Genomic DNA, 14,899 nt, shown 5'->3' on the forward strand with positions numbered 1-14,899 from the left:
TTACACGCGCTTGCGGTATTCGCCGGTGCGGGTGTCGATTTCGACCACGTCGCCCTGCGCCACGAAGATGGGCACGCCGATTTCAAAACCGGTGGCGATCTTGGCGGGCTTGAGGACCTTGCCGGAGGTATCGCCCTTGACGGCGGGTTCGGTCCAGGTGATTTCGCGCTGCACGCTGGTGGGCAGTTCGACCGAGATGGCCTTGCCGTCGTAGAACACGACTTCGAGCTCCATGCCGTCCTGCAGGTAGTTCAGCGAGTCGCCCATGTTTTCGGCTTCGACTTCGTACTGGTTGTACTCGGAGTCCATGCAGACGTACAGCGGGTCGGCGAAGTAGGAGTAGGTGCAGTCCTTCTTGTCCAGGACGATCTGGTCGATCTTGTCGTCGGCCTTGAACACGACTTCGGTGTTGAAGTTGGCGACCAGGCTTTTGAGCTTCATGCGCACGGTGGCGGAATTGCGCCCACCGCGGCTGTATTCGGTCTTGAGCACCACCATCGGGTCTTTGCCGTTCATGATGACGTTGCCAGCGCGTATTTCTTGAGCGATTTTCATAGCAGTTTCACTGAGGTAGGCCGCTAAACGCTTGCACCGGTGTGCAGGTTACGCGGCGGGTTGTGCGGGTCGCCCAGGTTGGGTCGATCTTCAGATTGATCCGCAAAGCCTATGATTTTAGCGTTTTTTTGCCACAAAGCCGAGCAATTGGGTCACCAGGTCGTCCTGGGCCGCCAGCCGGGCGCGGCCCGCCAGCGCCGTGGCCTGCCAGGCGGACAGGTCGGCAGGCAATGGCGCCGGGGCTGCCACTGGCTCTGCCTGGCTGTTCCAGGCGACATGAAAAGCGCGCAGGGAGGGCTGCGCCTGCAGCATGTGCAGAAAGGCCTGCAGCTTGGCCTGGTGGACGTCGTCTTGCTGGGGGTAGATCTGCCAGACGAAAGGCTTCCCAGCCCAGATCGCCCGTACCAGGGAGTCTTCGCCGCGCACAAAATTCAGGTCGCAGGCCCAGAGCAGGTGGTCAAACTCCGCTTGCGACAGCAGGGGCAGGTAGGAGATCGAGAGCTGCTCGTTCTCCTCGAAGGCGAGGGCGCGCACCGCGCCGGCGGCGCGCCCGGCGGCCACGAGCAGGCGCACGGGCCGGCCCTGCAAGCCTTGTTGCGACAGTTGGGCCAGCAGGCTTTGCAGCGCCGGGGGTTCGTAGCAAAACAGGGACACCAGCGCTTCGCCGTTCCAGCCGATTCCCCGGGCTTTGAGCCAGCCGGCACGGTCAAAACGGGCCTGTCGCTCCAGCAGGCCGGGTTCACGCAGCAGCCCACCGGTATTTTCGGTGAAGCCGGGGTAAAAAAACCATTTGGTCCAGTCCGCCGCCGGGCCGTTTTGCACCGGCGACGGCAGGGCATGGGAGCGCTCGACGTAGTCCTCGGCGGACAGGTATTCGAGGTTGATCCAGACGGGTGGACGGCCGGTCTCAGCCGCCACCCGGGCACTTGCCGCCACGAATTCAGGTGCGATCTCACAGCCGAAGGCTTCGACAAGGACCTCGGGTGCCTGTTGCGCAAAGCCGGCGGCTTCCAGGTCCAGCGGCGTGCCGTCCTGCGGCCAGGGCAGCACACGTATCCCTTCGCACCCGGCCGGCGCCATCCAGCCCAGGGCCGAGGCGTCATCGACCCAGAGCCGCACTGTGTGGCCGCGCGAAGCCAGGTCGGCAGCCAGGCGCCAGCACACGCCGATGTCCCCGAAGTTGTCGATGACTTTGCAAAAAATGTCCCACTGCAGGCGATTCATGAAAGGATTGTCCACAATACGGGCAGTTGCCCCCATTTCAGCCCATGACCAAAGCCCACGAATTCGATCCCCAACTGCTCAGCGAAGTGACCGCGCTGCCCGCGTTGCCCGGCGTGTATCGCTACTTCGATGCCGAGGGCGGCGTGCTTTACGTCGGCAAGGCGCGCAACCTGAAGAAGCGGGTTTCCAACTACTTCCAGAAGAACCACGGCGGCACGCGCATCGGCCACATGGTGACCAAAATCGCCCGCATGGAAACCACGGTGGTGCGCTCCGAAGCGGAAGCGCTGCTGCTGGAAAACAACCTGATCAAAACGCTCAACCCGAAATTCAACATCCTGTTTCGGGACGACAAGAGCTATCCCTACCTCAAGCTGACAGGCGCGCGTGCGCCCGTGGAGGGCGAGGGGCCGGCGGCCGCCGTGTTCCCGCGCATCGCCTACTACCGCGGCGCGGTCGAGAAAAAGCACCGCTACTTCGGGCCTTACCCCAGCGCCTGGGCCGTCAAAGACACCATCCTGCTGCTGCAAAAAGTGTTCCGCCTGCGCACTTGCGAAGACACGGTGTTCAACAACCGCACCCGGCCCTGCCTGCTGTACCAGATCAAGCGCTGCTCGGCACCCTGCGTGGGCCATGTGTCGCCCGAGCAATACGCGCTGGACACCGCCAACGCCGAGCGCTTCCTGCAGGGCCAGGCGCAGGACATCCTGACCGAGCTTGAAAAGAAGATGCTGGTGCATGCCGACCGGCTGGAGTTCGAGCAAGCAGCCGAACTACGCAACCAGATGTCGGCACTGTCCAAGGTGCTGCACCAGCAGTCCATGGAAATCGGCGGCGACAAGGACGTCGACATCCTGGCGGTGAAAGTGCAGGGCGGCAAGGCCTGCGTCAACCTCGCCATGGTGCGCGGCGGCCGCCATCTGGGCGACAGGGCCTACTTCCCCAGCCATGTGGAGAACGCGACGGACGTCGCGGCGCTCGATGCCGAGATCGATGCGGACACCCGGCAGGCCGCGCAGGCGGAAGCTTCCGGCGAAGGCGCCGCGCCCGCGCCGCCTTCGCTGGCCGGCAAATCGCTGGAGGCCCTGGTGCTGGAGGCCTTTATCGCCCAGCACTATATCGACGTACCGGTCCCGCCCACCCTGGTGTGCAGCGAGCCGGTGGACAAGGAATTGATGGAGGCGCTGAGCGCGCAGACCGGCACCAAAGTCACGGCGATTCACCAGCCGCGCGAGCAGCGCCGGATCTGGCTGGAGATGGCGCAGAAAAACGCCGGCCTGCAACTGGCCAGGCTGCTGGCCGAGCAGGGCTCGCAGCAGGCGCGCACGCGCGCACTGGCCGAGGCGCTGGACCTGCCGCTCGACAACCTGGACACACTGCGCATAGAGTGCTTCGACATTTCGCACACGGCCGGCGAATCGACGCAGGCTTCCTGCGTGGTGTTCCAGGAGCACAAGATGGTCAACAGCGAATACCGCCGCTACAACATCGAAGGCATCACGCCCGGTGACGACTACGCCGCCATGCGCCAGGTGCTGACGCGCCGCTACACCCGCGTGGCCGAAGCCGCGCGCAATGGCGAGGCCAAGCTGCCCGACCTCGTCCTGGTCGACGGCGGCAAGGGACAGGTATCGATGGCGCGCGAAGTGTTCGAGGAACTGGGCCTGGACCTGGGGCTGATCGCCGGCGTCGAAAAAGGCGAGGGCCGCAAGGTCGGCCTGGAAGAGCTGGTGTTCGCCGACGGGCGCGACAAGGTCTATTTAGGGCGGGATTCGGCCGCGCTGATGCTGATTGCGCAGATTCGCGATGAGGCCCACCGCTTTGCCATCACCGGCATGCGGGCCAAGCGCGCCAAGGTGAGGGTAGGCGGCAGCAAGCTGGAAGACATCGCGGGCATAGGCCCCAAGCGGCGCGCGAGCTTGCTGCAGCGCTTCGGCGGCATACGCGGCATCGCCTCGGCCAGTGCGGAAGACATCGCCACGGTCGACGGCATTTCGAAGGACCTGGCTGAGGAAATCTACCGCGCCTTGCATTGAGGCGTTCTTTGGGCCGATGGTCGGCATTGGCGCGGCCCAGACGTATTTGAGCAACGGAAACCACCGTTTTGGTGCGCTTTAAGCCGGTGCCCGGCAGGCTTGGTGCAGCTCATGCCAAAATCGGGTCATGTTTCTGACCATCCCCACGCTGATGACCTGGACCCGCATTGTTGCGATTCCGCTGATCGTGGGGGTGTTCTACCTGAACCTGGCGCCCATAGAGCGCAACCTGATCGCCACCGTGATGTTCGTGGTCTTCGCCGCGACCGACTGGCTGGACGGCTTTCTGGCACGCAAGCTGAACCAGACGTCCTCCTTCGGCGCCTTCCTCGACCCGGTGGCCGATAAATTCCTGGTCTGCGCCTCCCTGCTGGTGCTGGTGCACCTGCAGCGCGCCGACGTGTTCGTGGCCCTCATCATCATCGGCCGCGAAATCGCCATCTCAGCGCTGCGCGAATGGATGGCCCTGATCGGGGCGACAAAAAGCGTGGCCGTGCACATGCTCGGCAAGGTCAAGACCACGGTGCAGATGATTGCCATCCCCTTTTTGTTGTTCGACGGCGTGCTGTTCGGCGTGATCAACACGCACGTGTGGGGCACCTGGCTGATCTGGATCTCCGCCATTCTCACGGTCTGGTCCATGATTTATTACCTGCAAAAAGCCATCCCGGAAATCCGCGCACGCGCCAAATAATTTCCACGCCTTCCTGAAGTTGCCGTCCTTGAGTTCTCCTTCTTCCTCCCCGGGTGCCTTGATCCGGGTCATGCCCGCTGTGTTCGTCGTGATCTGGAGCACCGGCTTCATCGTCGCCAAATACGGCATGCCTTACGCGCCGCCGCTGACCTTCCTGGCGATACGCTTTTTCCTGTCCATCGTCTGTTTCCTGGTCTGGATAGTCCTGGCCCGCGCCGCCTGGCCCAGGAGCCGCGCGCAATGGGGCCACCTGGCCGTGACGGGTGTGCTGATGCATGCGGCCTATCTGGGCGGTGTCTGGATCGCGGTGAAGGCCGGTATGGGTTCGGGCCTGACGGCCCTCATCGTTGGCCTTCAGCCGGTGCTCACGGCGCTGTGGGTGTCCTGGGTGTCATCAGGCGACGACCAGGCGGCAAGCAAGGTCACCGCGCGGCAATGGGCAGGCCTGGTGCTTGGCCTGGGTGGCCTGCTGCTGGTGGTGTCACGCAAATTCGGCACGGGCCACGAGGTTACCGCGCTGACGCTGGCCTGTACCATCTTTTCCCTGTTCAGCATCACGGCCGGTACGCTCTACCAGAAGCGCTTCGTTAAACCGACTGACGTGCGCACCGCCAACGTCATCCAGCTGGCGGCCGCCTTTGTGGTGACCTTGCCGCTGGCCCTGTTCGAAACCGAGGTGATCAACTGGACCCCCCATTTCCTGGGGGCCATGGCCTGGTCGGTGCTGGTGCTCACGCTGGGCGGCAGTTCGCTGCTTTACCTGCTGATCCAGCGCGGTGCGGCGACCGCGGTGACCAGCCTGTTGTACCTCGTGCCGCCCACCACGGCGCTGATGGCCTGGGCGCTGTTTGGTGAATCCATCACCACGGCCACCATTGTGGGAACGGTGCTCACGGCGCTGGGCGTGAGCCTCGTGGTGCGGTCCGCGAAGCCGCCGGCGGCCGCGTAGTTTTCCAGGGCGTGTCCTGGAATTGCGCCACAAGGTGGTCTATCAGCAGGCGTATGCGCCGGGGCTGGTCAGCGCGGTAGGGCGCCAGCCAGTGGATGTCGGCGTCCGGCATGGAATATGCAGGCAGCACACGCACCAGTTGCCCCGAAGCCAGCTGCGGCGCGATGTCCCACAGGCTGCGCAGCATGATGCCGCGGCCTTCCAGGCACCAGTCACGCACCAGCTCACCCGAGTTGCTGGCCAGCGGGCCGTGAACACGCACGCGCGCCGGTGTCTTGTCGCGCTCCCGGTGCAATTGCCAGACGTCAAAGCGTTGGCCGGCGGCGTTACCGTTCTCGCGCACGATCAGGCAGGCGTGATGCTGCAGCGCCTCCAGGTCCGCAGGCTCGCCATGGTGCTTGATATAGCGGGGCGAGGCCACCAGCACGCGCTGGTTGCGCGCCAGCCGGCGCGACACCCACTGCGCGGCCTGCCGGCCCTGCACCGACCACAGCCAGATGGCGCCGTCAAAACCTTCGAGTGCCAGGTCGGGCAACTGCTCGGTCAGTTGCAGCTGGATTTCGATGCGCGGATAACGTTCCTGGAAGGCGGCCAGCGCTGGCCCTAGCCAGAGTCGCCCAAAACCGAAGGTAGCGGCCAGGCGGATCAACCCGGTGGGTTCGGCCTTGCGTTCCTGCAGTTCCGATTCAAGCGCCATAAAACCCTGTAGCAGGACCTGCGCGCGCTCGCACACGGTTTCCCCTTCGGCCGTGGGGCTGACACGCCGTGTGGTGCGCTGGAACAGGCGTTGCCCCAGCTGGGCCTCCAGCGCGGCGAGGCGTTTGGTCACCACCGGCGGCGCCACGTCCAGGCTGAGCGCGGCTGCGGTGAGGCTGCCGCCGTCGCGTACGGCCAGCACCAGTTCAAGATCGCTGCGATCCATTCATGCCTTAAAGGAAATAATTGATTGCTTGATTATTGCTTGAATCATGGCGGCATCTTCTACAAAATCAGTCCCAGGTAAATACACAGGGGTGGGCAGACGGGCAGGCCGCAACTGCACCCACCAGAATCAAGGCTGATCGATGTTCGAAGGATTTTCCTCACGCGACGTACAAGGGCCCGCCGGCAGGCTGCGCGTCGTACAAGGCGGCAGCGGCGCGCCCTTGCTGCTGCTGCACGGCCATCCGCAAACCCATGCGATGTGGCATGCGGTGGCCGGTGAACTGGCCAAGGTGTTCACTGTGGTCATGATGGACCTGCGCGGCTACGGGGATTCGGCCCGGGTTGCGAGTGACGCGGATCACCAGGCCTATTCAAAACGCGCCATGGCGCAGGACGCCATGGCCGTCATGAGCGCCTGCGGATTTTCGCGCTTCCAGGTGCTGGCCCATGACCGCGGCGCGCGGGTAGCACACCGGCTGGCGGCCGACCATCCGGATGCGGTGCAGCGCCTGATGCTGCTGGACATCGCGCCCACCCTTGCCATGTACGAGGCCGCCTCGGATGCCTTTGCGCGCGCTTACTGGCACTGGTTCTTCCTGATCCAGCCTCCGCCCTTGCCGGAAGCATTGATAGAGTCCGACCCTGTGCGCTACGTGCGCGGCGTGATGGGCAAGCGCCATGCCGGCCTTGCCGCATTTGCGCCCGCCGCACTGGCCGAGTACGAGCGTTGCGCGCAGATCCCCGGCACTGCTGCGAGCATTTGCGAAGACTACCGGGCCTCCGCCACGATCGATCTGGTCCATGACCGCGCCGACGTCGCAGCAGGCCTGCGGTTGGTGCAGCCGCTGCACGTGCTGTGGGGCGAGCACGGCACGGTGGGCCAATGCTTCAAGGTGCTCGATCTCTGGCGCGAGCGCGCGCAGGATGTGTCGGGCATGAGCCTGCCATGCGGGCACTACATTGCCGAAGAAGCGCCGGCATTGCTGTTGGCGCAGGCACTCGATTTTTTCAAACCCTGATCAACATACCCAAAGGACCCTCATGAACAAGCTCACCGGAAAAAAGAAAATCGCAGTCATCGCGGGCGACGGCATCGGCAAGGAGGTCATGCCCGAGGGCATACGCGTTCTGGAGGCCGCCGCTGTCAAGTACAGCATTGACCTGCAGTTCGACCATTTCGATTTTTCGAGCTGGGACTACTTTGAAAAGCACGGCAAGATGCTCCCCGACAACTGGAAGGACCAGATCGGCGGGCACGACGCGATCTACTTCGGCGCGGTGGGCTGGCCCGACAAGATCCCCGACCATGTGTCGCTCTGGGGATCCCTGCTGCTGTTCAGGCGCGAGTTCGACCAGTACATCAACCTGCGGCCGGCGCGGCTGATGCCCGGCATCATCGCGCCCGTGGTGCGGCGCGACGGCAGCCCGCGCCAGCCCGGCGAAATTGATTTCTATATCGTCCGCGAAAACACAGAGGGCGAGTATTCGAGCATAGGCGGAAAGGCTTTTCCCGGAACCGACCGTGAGTTCGTATTGCAGGAATCCGTGTTCACCCGCATCGGTGTCGACCGCGTGCTGAAATTCGCGTTCGAGCTGGCGCAGTCCCGGCCCAAGAAACACCTGACCAGTGCAACCAAGTCCAACGGCATCTCGATTTCCATGCCTTACTGGGACGAGCGCGTGGCCGAGATGGCGAAAAACTATCCAGGCATCCAACTGGATAAATTTCACATCGACATCCTCACCGCGCATTTTGTGCAGCGCCCGGATTTCTTCGACGTGGTGGTGGCCAGCAACCTGTTCGGTGACATCCTCAGCGACCTCGGGCCAGCCTGCACCGGAACCATTGGTATCGCACCCAGCGCCAACCTCAACCCGGAGCGAAAATTTCCCTCGCTGTTCGAGCCGGTTCACGGTTCGGCCCCCGACATCGCGGGACGCAACATCGCCAATCCCATAGGCCAGATTTGGTGCGGTGCAATGATGCTCGAGTTTCTGGGACACAAGGATGCGCACGACGGCATCCTCGCCGCGATCGAAAAAGTATTGAGTCCCGCAAGTGGTGCGCCCCGCACGCCGGACCTGGGCGGAAAGGCCGGTACGGCCGATGTCGGCAAAGCCGTTGCCGAGGCTCTGGCGGGGGTGTAAACCTGTTGGAAAGCCGCGTTTTGTCAAGCATGAAAATTACACATCATGCTTACGATTAAGTCGTGAAAGCGTTGAAAAAGCGTCTAGAATCCGCCTCCGCACGTTGTAAAAACTTGCTGCTGTATTGACAGGTTAGAAGTCCATGGCTCTAATTGGAAGCAGCAGAAAACCTGCACATGCCGCTCCCGCTGACACCATCACCACAGTGTCCCGGGAGATATTTTTTAGAGACAACCAGATTAACTTTTTATCAACGAGGGGCTCCTTGTGAACAAGACTGAACTGATCGAGCACATTGCCAAACATGCTGACATTTCCAAAGCTGCCGCCACGCGCGCACTGGAATCCACGATTGGCGCTGTGAAAACCACCCTGAAAAAAGGAGGCTCCGTGTCTCTGGTGGGTTTTGGCACTTTCGCGGTGGGCAAACGCGCTGCGCGCACCGGCCGTAACCCACGGACCGGCGATGCGATTAAAATCAAGGCAGCCAAGGTTCCAAAGTTCCGTCCGGGCAAAGCGCTCAAGGATGCTTTGAACTGACAAGAACGTTTGACGTGGGGTGCTTAGCTCAGTTGGTAGAGCAGCGCCCTTACACGGCGTAGGTCGGCGGTTCGAGCCCGTCAGCACCCACCACCCACGAGGAAAAAGGCGAACGAGGTTCGCCTTTTTTGTTGGTGGCCCGGTTTGTCCGTTAGCAGCAGTACAGGAAATTCGAGATGTTTGATTTCGTTCGCAAGCACACCAAGATCGTCATGGTGCTGTTGTTTTTGCTGATTCTCCCGTCCTTTGTGTTGTTGGGCCTTGATGGCTATAACAAATCCAAGGACCCTAGCGCGAAGGTCGCCAAGGTGGACGGCAGGGACATCACGCAGACGGATTGGGACCGCGCACACCAGCGCGAAATGGACCAGCTCCGCAACTCCATGCCCAACCTGGACCCCAAGCTGCTGGATTCGCCCGAGGCGCGCTATGCCTCTCTGGAGCGCCTGGTGCGCGAGCGTGTCATCGCCGCCGCGGCCGACAAGTTCAAGCTCACCACGAGCAACGAGCGCCTGGCGCGCGAACTGCAGCAAAGCCCCGAGATCGCTTCCTTGCGCGGCCCGGACGGCAAGCTCGACATGGATCGCTATCGCCAGTTGCTGGCGCCCCAGGGCTTGAGTCCCGAGATGTTCGAGGCCAATGTGCGCACCGACCTGGCGAACCGGCAGGTGATGGTGGGTGTCGGCGCCAGCGGTTTTGCTTCCAATTCGGCAGCCGACATCGCGCTGAACGCCTACTTCGAAAAACGCGAGATCCAGGTGGCCCGATTCAACGCCGCCGATTTCGCCGCCAGGCTGAACCCGACGGACGCCGACCTGGAGCAGTTCTACAAGGCCAATGAAAAGCTCTTCCAGGCGCCCGAACAGGCCAGCATCGAGTATGTCGTGCTGGACATGGACAGCGTGGGCAAGAGCCTCTCTGTCAATCCGGCCGACCTGAAAACCTATTACGAGCAGAATATCCAGCGCTTTGAGGGCGAGCGGCGAGCCAGCCACATCCTGATCGCCTCTCCCCAGTCCGCCCCCGCGGCCGACCGTGAAAAAGCCAAGGCGAAAGCGCAGGAACTGCTGGCGCTGGTCAAGAAGTCCCCCGATACCTTCGCCGACGTGGCGCGCAAGAATTCGCAAGACCCTGGTTCTGCGGTCAAAGGAGGCGACCTGGATTTCTTCGCACGTGGCTCCATGGTCAAGCCTTTTGCGGATGCCGCTTTTGCCATGAAGAAAGGCGAGATCGGCGATGTCGTCGAGTCTGAGTTTGGTTACCACATCATCAAGCTGACGGACGTCAAGCAACGCAGCTTTGAAGAACTGCGCCCGGAACTCGAGGCCGCCATGAAAAAGCAGGAAGCGCAGAAAAAATTCGCTGAATCCGCTGACGTCTTCACCAATGCGGTGTACGAGCAGGCCGAAAGCCTCAAGCCGGCCGCGGACCGCCTGAAGCTGGAGATCAAGTCCGCGGGCAATGTGACACGCCTGCCCCAGGTCGGCGTGGCCGGCGCGCTGGCCAACCCGAAATTTCTCAATGCCCTGTTCGCGCCGGACGCGATCGAGAAAAAACGCAACACCGAAGCCGTTGAGGTGGGGCCCAGCCAGCTGGCTTCGGGCCGTATCGTGCAATACACCCCGGCACACACCCGTCCTTTAGCCGAAGTCAAGGACACCGTGCGCCAGCGCTGGCTCGCGCAGCGCGCCGCTGAAGAGGCCCGTAAAGAAGGCGTGGCCAAGCTGGCGGCCTGGAAGGCTGCTCCCGCGTCGGCAACGGGTTTGACCGCGCCGGTCGCTGTGTCCCGGGAGCAGACGCAGAAATTGCCGATCCCGGTGATCGATGCAGCGCTGCGCGCCGATGCCAGTGCCTTGCCGGCTTTTGCGGGTGTCGACCTCGGCAGCCAGGGCTACGCCATCGTCAAGGTCGAGAAGGTGGTTCCACGCGACGCGCCGGTTGAAGCCGCGGCCAAACAGCAGCGCGACCAGTACGCCCAGTGGTGGACGTCGGCTGAAAGCTTGGCGTACTACAACAGCTTGAAAGACCGTTTCAAGGCGGAAATACTGGTCCCCAAGCCCGCGCAAGCCAAGGCAAACGCGGAAGAAGTCGTTACCCAATAAAACAGCGGCGGCTTTGCCGCTATAATGCAGGGCTCCGGTGGCTGTAGCTCAGTTGGTAGAGTCCAGGATTGTGATTCCTGTTGTCGTGGGTTCGAGCCCCATCAGCCACCCCAGTATCTGAAATCCCGCGTTCCATTTGGTACGCGGGATTTTTTCTTTGGCCACACGCGAACCATCTGCTTCGATGAGCGCCCGGGTCACAATTCGAAACGTGCAGGCCCTCGATGTGCTGCAAGATACAGATACCGGCACCTGTTTCAAGCTGTTTGCTGGCCATCCACACGGGCTCCCTCGCTAATTTCCTGGAGGAAAGCCCCTTCACGACAGGAACCCCTTGTTTCAGAGATTGAGTCTTTTCGCCTCGGCCGGATGGACGCTCATCCGGCTGCCGGCCATGACCCTGGCTGCGGTGCTGGTGGCGGCCGGCGTGCGTGCGGCGGATACCTGGCTTACCGTTACCGGCGATCCCGCCAATTCCGCGAGTCACTATGTCCAGGTCAACGTGGCCGCTATCGACATCAAGGATGACCAGCGGCGCATTCAAGTACGCATCAACCGCGCGACGCAATGGGCCCCCGCCGGCGAGGGCCTTCAGTTCCGCTCAGTGGCGACTGAGGTGCAGATCGACTGCACCCAGCAAATCGCCCGTTATGTGAAGGCGGCTTTTTATGCCTTGCCGGATTTTCGCGGCGAGCCTTTCCGGATCACCACTTATGCCGGTGATGACATACGTCCGATGATCTTCAAGGACACGGACGACGACCCCAATGCGCGCATTATCAAAGCCGCGTGCAGCGTCAAGAATGTGACCAGCAATTAGCCTGGGACGCGACGTTTTTCAACACCGCCGGCGGCTGTGGAAAGTCAGTTGACCATGACCAGCTTGCCCTTGACGCCGCGCGAGCCCATGTGGGCGTAGGCGGCCTTGAGTTCGCTCATGGGCATGGTGCGGTCTATCACCGGCTTGATCTTGCCTTGTGCGTACCAGTCCGCCAACTCGGCCATCATGGCGGCATTGGCTTTGGGCTCGCGCCTGGCAAAGTCGCCCCAGAACACGCCCACGATGGAGGCGCCCTTGAGCAGCGTCAGGTTCAGCGGCAGGGCGGGGATGGGGCCCGAGGCGAAGCCAACGACCAAATAGCGGCCGCGCCAGGCGATGGAGCGGAAGGCGGGCTCGGCAAAGTCGCCGCCCACCGGGTCATAGATCACGTCCGGCCCCTTGCCGTCGGTCAGTGCCTTGATTTCGTCGCGCAGGTTTTTCGTGCTGTAGTTGATCGTGGCATCCGCACCGATGGAAGTGCAGAGTGCGCACTTCTCATCCGTCGATGCGGCCGCGATCACGCGGGCGCCGGCGGCCTTGGCGATCTGGATCGCTGCCGTGCCCACGCCGCCCGCGGCGCCCAGCACCAGCACGGTCTCACCTGCCTTCAGTTGTGCGCGGTCCATCAGCGCATGCCAGGACGTGGCGTAAATCATGATGAACGCGGCGGCGTCCACATAAGAAAAGCCTTTCGGCAACGGCATGCACAGGGCTGCCGGCGCGATCGTGTGCGTGCCGAAGCCGCCTGTGCCCGAGAGGCAAGCAACGTTCTGCCCCACCTGGAGGTGCTTGACGCCTTCCCCCACGGCCTGAACCACACCGGCATATTCGGAGCCCGGCACAAAGGGCAGGGGCGGCTTGATCTGGTATTTGTTCTGCACGATCAGCAGGTCGGGAAAATTCAGGCTGGCAGCCTTGATTTCAATCAGGACTTCGCCGGCCTTGGGTTGCGGCGTGGGCAGCTCTTTCCAGGCCAGGGCGTCTACGCCGGTGGGATTTTCACAAAGCCAGGCTTGCATGGGAGGTCTCCGGTGAGGTGAGGGTGGGAGTGCGGCGACACGCCAGAGAGGCGGAAAACGAGGAGGGCGGTACCTTGACTGCATCATAGGCAAAGCAGGCGCCCTCGCCAGTCCCAAATACGTCCGGGCTGTCACGGCCGTGACCGTAAAATCACCCCATGAAAATTCTCATCTGCAACGACGACGGTTACCAGGCTTCCGGCATCATCGCCCTCTACGAAGCGCTTAAAACCGTTGCGGATGTCGAGGTTGTGGCGCCCGAGCACAATAACAGCGCAAAATCCAATGCGCTGACCTTGCACTCGCCGATGTACGTGCAGACGGCGGCCAACGGCTTTCGCTACATCAACGGCACGCCGGCCGACTGTGTCCACATCGCACTGACCGGCCTGCTGGGCTACCGGCCCGACCTGGTGGTGTCAGGCATCAACAATGGCGCCAATATGGGCGACGACACGATTTACTCCGGCACGGTGGGCGCGGCCATGGAAGGTTACCTGTTCGGCATCCCGGCCATCGCGTTTTCGCAGACCGAAAAAGGCTGGGCCCACATCGACGTCGCCGCCAGGCGCGCGGCCGAACTGGTGCAGCAGCTGATCCCTTCGCTGGAAAACGTGGCCGAGGGCGCGGAGCCTACGGTACCGCCGTGGCTGCTCAACGTGAATATTCCAAACCTGCCCGACGACGAGATTCGCGGCGTGAAAGTAGCCCGCCTGGGGCGCCGCCATGCGGCCGAGCGCGTCATCATGCAGACCAGCCCGCGCGGCGAAACCATGTACTGGATAGGCGGCGCGGGGCCCGCGAAGGAAGCCGGCGACGGCACCGATTTTTACGCCACCAGCCAGAAGTTTGTCTCCATCACGCCGCTGCAGGTGGATTTGACCGACCACGAGCGCCTGCCTTACTGGGCCCAGACAGCCGCCAGGCTGACTGGGTCGCACTGAAGGCCTGACGCATGAAACCCAGCCTCAAGCCGCCTTTTAATCCTTCGGCCAAGGCCCCGAAGACGCCCGACGTGGCGCCACGCCCGGCTTTTCCGGTGCGCCTCAAGCCTGATGCGGGTGTTCCGTCGGCGACAAAGTTACCCGCTTCCAGTGCTCGGCCTGTGGTGGGTGCCGGTCCCAATGGCCTGAAGAAAACCGTACCTGCTGCCCCGATGAGGTCCGGAGGTGTGGGACTGGACTCGCACGCCGTGCGCGCGCGCATGGTGGCCAAGCTCGCGGCGCAGGGTGTCAGCGACCCTCAGGTGCTGTCCGCCATGGGGCTGGTGGAGCGCCACCGGTTTGTCGACTCCGCGCTGGTCAACCAGGCCTACGAAGACACCAGCCTGCCGATAGGCTTGGGCCAGACCATCTCCAAACCCAATGTGGTGGCCCGCATGATCGAGCTGCTGCGCCACGGCGCGGTGGGCAACGCCGGAAAATTGGGCCGGGTGCTGGAGATCGGCACCGGCTGCGGCTACCAGGCCGCGGTGCTCAGCCATCTCGCCACCGAGGTCTACAGCATCGAGCGGCTTCGCGGCCTGCATGACAAAGCCAGGGAGAACCTGCGGACTTTGCGGCTGCCCAATGTGCACCTACTCTTTGGGGATGGCATGATGGGCTACGCCAAGGGTGCGCCCTATGCGGCCATCATCGCCGCGGCGGGCGGTGAAGCCATCCCTCCGGCCTGGATAGACCAACTGGCCGTGGGCGGACGGCTGGTGGCGCCCATGCAGACCACCGGTGGCGCGCAAGCGTTGGTGGTGGTGGACAAAACTCCCCAGGGTATCCGGCAGACCTTGCTGGAGGCCGTCCACTTTGTGCCTTTAAAATCGGGAACAAGCTAAAGGCCTGGCTCCGGAAGTCCCCATGGGCCTTGTGATCCAGGCAAGTCAGTCAAGATTGAA

14 protein-coding genes and 2 tRNA genes are annotated in these 14,899 nt (G+C 62.8%); 12 read left to right on the top strand and 4 right to left on the bottom strand.

Annotation, left to right across the window (positions count from 1 at the left end; genetic code table 11):
- On the bottom strand, nucleotides 1-555 hold the full coding sequence (efp, locus tag AC1D1F_RS12775; RefSeq protein ID WP_411883615.1) for an elongation factor P: 555 nt from the start codon (nucleotides 553-555) through the stop codon (nucleotides 1-3).
- 117 nt (nucleotides 556-672) lie between these two features.
- Nucleotides 673-1,779 (bottom strand): elongation factor P maturation arginine rhamnosyltransferase EarP, encoded by a 1,107-nt coding sequence (gene earP, locus AC1D1F_RS12780; protein ID WP_477697324.1) that lies wholly within the window; start codon nucleotides 1,777-1,779, stop codon nucleotides 673-675.
- Between the two features lie 44 nt (nucleotides 1,780-1,823).
- Between earP and uvrC the strand changes: the two genes are divergently transcribed.
- From uvrC to AC1D1F_RS12795, 3 genes are all read left to right on the top strand, one after another.
- Nucleotides 1,824-3,815 carry an excinuclease ABC subunit UvrC gene (gene uvrC, locus AC1D1F_RS12785; RefSeq protein WP_477697325.1) on the top strand — a complete coding sequence of 664 codons (1,992 nt, stop codon included), beginning with the start codon at nucleotides 1,824-1,826 and terminating at the stop codon, nucleotides 3,813-3,815.
- 127 nt (nucleotides 3,816-3,942) lie between these two features.
- Complete coding sequence (pgsA, locus tag AC1D1F_RS12790; protein WP_477676794.1) at nucleotides 3,943-4,509, top strand: CDP-diacylglycerol--glycerol-3-phosphate 3-phosphatidyltransferase; 567 nt, start codon at nucleotides 3,943-3,945, stop codon at nucleotides 4,507-4,509.
- 70 nt (nucleotides 4,510-4,579) lie between these two features.
- A complete protein-coding gene (locus tag AC1D1F_RS12795) occupies nucleotides 4,580-5,458 on the top strand; it encodes a DMT family transporter (RefSeq protein ID WP_477697326.1) in 879 nt (292 codons plus the stop codon).
- Here the strand turns inward: AC1D1F_RS12795 and AC1D1F_RS12800 are convergent.
- Entirely contained in the window at nucleotides 5,400-6,380 is a 981-nt protein-coding gene (locus tag AC1D1F_RS12800; protein ID WP_477700740.1) for a LysR family transcriptional regulator, read from the bottom strand. The two genes, AC1D1F_RS12795 and AC1D1F_RS12800, sit on opposite strands and share 59 nt — an antisense overlap.
- Before the next feature lie 142 nt (nucleotides 6,381-6,522).
- Here AC1D1F_RS12800 and AC1D1F_RS12805 point away from each other — a divergent pair, with 142 nt between their 5' ends.
- The 7 genes from AC1D1F_RS12805 to AC1D1F_RS12835 all read left to right on the top strand — a co-directional run bounded on the left by AC1D1F_RS12805 (nucleotide 6,523) and on the right by AC1D1F_RS12835 (nucleotide 11,992).
- Nucleotides 6,523-7,401, top strand: coding sequence for an alpha/beta fold hydrolase (locus tag AC1D1F_RS12805; protein ID WP_477679293.1), 879 nt, complete (start codon nucleotides 6,523-6,525; stop codon nucleotides 7,399-7,401).
- Between the two features lie 22 nt (nucleotides 7,402-7,423).
- Nucleotides 7,424-8,530, top strand: coding sequence for a tartrate dehydrogenase (locus AC1D1F_RS12810; RefSeq protein ID WP_477697349.1), 1,107 nt, complete (start codon nucleotides 7,424-7,426; stop codon nucleotides 8,528-8,530).
- A gap of 267 nt (nucleotides 8,531-8,797) precedes the next feature.
- The gene (locus AC1D1F_RS12815) at nucleotides 8,798-9,070 is read left to right on the top strand and encodes an HU family DNA-binding protein (RefSeq protein WP_007874140.1); all 273 of its coding nucleotides are present in this window, start codon (nucleotides 8,798-8,800) and stop codon (nucleotides 9,068-9,070) included.
- 17 nt (nucleotides 9,071-9,087) lie between these two features.
- A tRNA-Val gene (locus AC1D1F_RS12820) sits at nucleotides 9,088-9,163 on the top strand.
- Between the two features lie 83 nt (nucleotides 9,164-9,246).
- Nucleotides 9,247-11,172 carry a SurA N-terminal domain-containing protein gene (locus AC1D1F_RS12825; protein WP_477678849.1) on the top strand — a complete coding sequence of 642 codons (1,926 nt, stop codon included), beginning with the start codon at nucleotides 9,247-9,249 and terminating at the stop codon, nucleotides 11,170-11,172.
- A 37-nt stretch (nucleotides 11,173-11,209) separates the two neighbouring features.
- Nucleotides 11,210-11,285: transfer RNA gene (locus tag AC1D1F_RS12830), tRNA-His, on the top strand.
- Between the two features lie 221 nt (nucleotides 11,286-11,506).
- Nucleotides 11,507-11,992 carry a surface-adhesin E family protein gene (locus tag AC1D1F_RS12835; protein WP_477697351.1) on the top strand — a complete coding sequence of 162 codons (486 nt, stop codon included), beginning with the start codon at nucleotides 11,507-11,509 and terminating at the stop codon, nucleotides 11,990-11,992.
- 44 nt (nucleotides 11,993-12,036) lie between these two features.
- On the opposite strand, the gene AC1D1F_RS12840 is transcribed toward AC1D1F_RS12835, so the two are convergent.
- The gene (locus tag AC1D1F_RS12840; RefSeq protein ID WP_477697352.1) at nucleotides 12,037-13,011 is read right to left on the bottom strand and encodes an NADPH:quinone oxidoreductase family protein; all 975 of its coding nucleotides are present in this window, start codon (nucleotides 13,009-13,011) and stop codon (nucleotides 12,037-12,039) included.
- A gap of 158 nt (nucleotides 13,012-13,169) precedes the next feature.
- On the opposite strand from AC1D1F_RS12840, the gene surE reads away from it, so the two are divergent.
- Both surE and AC1D1F_RS12850 read left to right on the top strand, forming a co-directional pair.
- Nucleotides 13,170-13,955 carry a 5'/3'-nucleotidase SurE gene (surE, locus tag AC1D1F_RS12845; protein ID WP_477697353.1) on the top strand — a complete coding sequence of 262 codons (786 nt, stop codon included), beginning with the start codon at nucleotides 13,170-13,172 and terminating at the stop codon, nucleotides 13,953-13,955.
- Nucleotides 13,956-13,966: 11 nt separating this feature from the next.
- Nucleotides 13,967-14,839 carry a protein-L-isoaspartate(D-aspartate) O-methyltransferase gene (locus AC1D1F_RS12850; RefSeq protein ID WP_477678627.1) on the top strand — a complete coding sequence of 291 codons (873 nt, stop codon included), beginning with the start codon at nucleotides 13,967-13,969 and terminating at the stop codon, nucleotides 14,837-14,839.
- Nucleotides 14,840-14,899 lie beyond the last annotated feature (60 nt).

The organism is Polaromonas sp. P1_H6 (assembly GCF_056405195.1).